Source organism: Halanaerobium sp. (assembly GCF_003070835.1).
Window position 1 is genome coordinate 1 of sequence record NZ_QBLR01000394.1, and the last position, 2,723, is coordinate 2,723.

Below are 2,723 nucleotides of genomic sequence, written 5' to 3' on the forward strand. Positions count from 1 at the left end.
AGAAAATATTGAAATTTCAAGGTGCAAAAGCACTTTTACAAGTGCGAAGTTTGAGTTTAATACTATAAATAAATTAAGTTGTTCAGTTTGCAATCTTGTTCTTCTAACTTCAAGACTCGAATTATGGAAAGGGGAATTATTATTATATATCCAATGAATATCATTACTGTCATTTATATGGGGCTCCGGTTTGCTTTCAAATCTAAAAAAATCATTAGGTGCATTATAATGATAGTTGTATTCTTGAACCTCATATATCTCATTATCTATATGACCAAATTCATTATTTATAATTAATTCAAATCCATTAATAAATTTAATTCTACTTTTTTCTTTAAATGACAAAGCAATTAATTCTCCATTTGTGTTTAATCTTTGTTCTATTTCTAAATTTTCATTTTCTATGATCCTACTATCAGATAAAAAATCATTCAATTTCATTAAATATATTTCAACATTAACACCCATACAACCAGGTCCTAAATAGAAAAAAAGACGACCTTGAATATAAGCCGTCTTCTTCATCGTTCATCTCATATTCGCTTGGTTTTTTTGATTTCTGATTAACTTCATACTCAAACGCCCATTTTGCCGCTTCATAATCATCATCAATAATATTTTCATCTTGTTTATAATGAAAATAAAAATATTCAGAACTGAACCCATATTTTTCTTCAAATTCTTTAAGTTGATTAGAGGAATATTTAGGTTCTGTAACTTTATTTATCTTCATATTCATCCTCCTTTAGCAAGTTTATAACCTATAACTTATTATACAACAGATTAGACCTTAAAATCAAAAAAGATTACCTATTGTTTAATTAATTCACTAAAAATAAAAAAATACCTTTAATAATATCAGTTTAAACCTAAAAATAATGCGAGAATATCTCTTTATCTGGAAATGCCTAAAATTCTATAGAAATATCTAATCTTAAGGAAACAGTCTTCGATACTCTTTTTTTTGCGTCCATTTATTCATCGACATCTACCCCAGCCAAAAAAGACAGATCCTTATTGATTTTTTCTTCTGGTAAGAGTTCCATTTCATCATTATCAATTATTAGAGCTTTTAAATTACTCAATTTCACATGCTTTGTTCTTTTCTGCCATCTCTCTCCAATTTTGTGTTTTTTTATTTGATATAGAATTCCTCTTTCTGGATTGCGAGCAGCAATATCAAGCCAATCTCTTGTTTCTTTTTCAGTTAATAATTCAATTTCAAATAATCTTAAAATAATCGTTTTGAACGGCACTGCAAAAATATCCATTAACTTTATTATTTTCAATATAGTTAGATCAGCAGATTTTTTTATTTTCAAAAGATTAAGCTGTTTGTTTAAAACATCTTTAGGCACCAATAATAATGCTGCAAAGAGATTAGCTTTACTTTCTTCTAGATCAAGTTCTTTATCCTCATCGATTGTTTCTAAATCTAAAAATTCTCTTTTTCCATTAACTAAGTAGTGATATAGTTCGAGAGCAGCAGTAAAAATTTGTTTTTCAAATGGTAAAAAAGTATTAATATAGATAAAGTTTTCTCCCCGATATTCAAACAAAAAGCCGCAAAAATCTTCATCTTCAACAGGAAACATAATAATGCTTAGATCCTCAATATTTTCTAAAACTCTAAAAATATCATCCTGAAGTATTAAATCATCGGAACCTACAAATTCATTTTGAAAATATAGCACCTCTTTTTCTACTGCTTTAAAAATATCAGGACTAACTTTCTTAATTGTTTTATCTAAAATAATCAATTCATTCACCTACTCATTTAGTATGTTGTTAAATTCTTCCTGGATGTCACGGTGAAATATTATTAAATCCATTGCTTTTTTAGCTGTTTTTAAGCCTTCCTCTGCTGCTTTCGTCTTCACACTGCCCATAAATGCAACTACAGGATCTTCTGATAATTCTTGATCTTCTTCCATTAGTTCATTAACATCAAGGTTTAATATTTGAGCAATTTCTTTAATTTCTGTAAGAGTAATATTTTTTCTACCATGTATAATCTTATTAATCATTTGACGTGAGGTCCCTAATCTTTCAGCTAAATCAGTTTGGCTCATTGATATTTCATCTAATTTTATTTGTATTTTCTGACCTACAATTCTATTTAAATCTTTCACTCTTAACACCTCCTACTGCAATTATAACACTTAAAGCTGCTTTTAGCAATTATTTGTTTACTTTATTTTATAAATTAATAGATATGTAAATGTTTTGTTTACAAAATTACATCTAGAATTAGCCTGGATTTAATTGAACACAAGAGCTACCCAGATAAAGAAGTCTCGCTTCAACTGCTGAAATACATGATGGATTGTCAATCCTTTTTAAAACAAAACAATTCTGTCAAACTGCCAGTGATCATAACTTTCTTGATTCACCATGGGGGAAAGAGGTATAATATAGATGTGAAATTTAATTTAATTATCCCCGAAAGGAGTGAAATTTTAATGTCCACAGCTGATAAATTGCGTGAGGAAGTTGACATCCTCCTCGCCTGTTCCTATTGTCACGAACGAGGATTCCTAAAAGAAACTTGCGAGGTTGCCGAATGATTAGAGGATAGTCTATTTCTAGTAGTCCAATATGACTTCGACTTCAGGCTGTGCCACCAGCCCTCCTGAGATAGCCGACTATGCATTCTAATAGCATAATCCTAGTATTATTCTTACTAATCTAGGCACTCAGGCACTTAGACTATTACCATCTAA

The 2,723-nt window shown here is 29.4% G+C and carries 5 protein-coding genes; 1 reads left to right on the plus strand and 4 read right to left on the minus strand.

The window, feature by feature from the left end; genetic code table 11:
• The 4 genes from CI949_RS19505 to CI949_RS19520 form a co-directional block, all read right to left on the minus strand.
• Positions 1 to 468 (minus strand): hypothetical protein (locus CI949_RS19505; protein ID WP_290769508.1); only part of this gene is annotated, 468 nt, incomplete at its 3' end.
• Positions 458 to 733 carry a hypothetical protein gene (locus CI949_RS19510; protein ID WP_111570799.1) on the minus strand — a complete coding sequence of 92 codons (276 nt, stop codon included), beginning with the start codon at positions 731 to 733 and terminating at the stop codon, positions 458 to 460. The genes CI949_RS19510 and CI949_RS19505, both read right to left, overlap by 11 nt.
• A 241-nt stretch (positions 734 to 974) precedes the next feature.
• Positions 975 to 1,760, minus strand: a complete 786-nt coding sequence (locus CI949_RS19515) for an ImmA/IrrE family metallo-endopeptidase (protein WP_290769514.1) — start codon at positions 1,758 to 1,760, stop codon at positions 975 to 977.
• Between the two features lie 9 nt (positions 1,761 to 1,769).
• A complete protein-coding gene (locus CI949_RS19520; RefSeq protein ID WP_290769517.1) occupies positions 1,770 to 2,132 on the minus strand; it encodes a helix-turn-helix domain-containing protein in 363 nt (120 codons plus the stop codon).
• Positions 2,133 to 2,264: 132 nt separating this feature from the next.
• On the opposite strand from CI949_RS19520, the gene CI949_RS19525 reads away from it, so the two are divergent.
• Positions 2,265 to 2,567, plus strand: a complete 303-nt coding sequence (locus tag CI949_RS19525) for an Rpn family recombination-promoting nuclease/putative transposase (protein WP_290769520.1) — start codon at positions 2,265 to 2,267, stop codon at positions 2,565 to 2,567.
• Positions 2,568 to 2,723 lie beyond the last annotated feature (156 nt).

Coding starts and splice junctions, on each gene's coding strand:
- CI949_RS19510 (WP_111570799.1), bottom strand. CDS start 733: ATGAAGATAAATAAAGTTACAGAACCTAAATATTCCTCTAATCAACTT.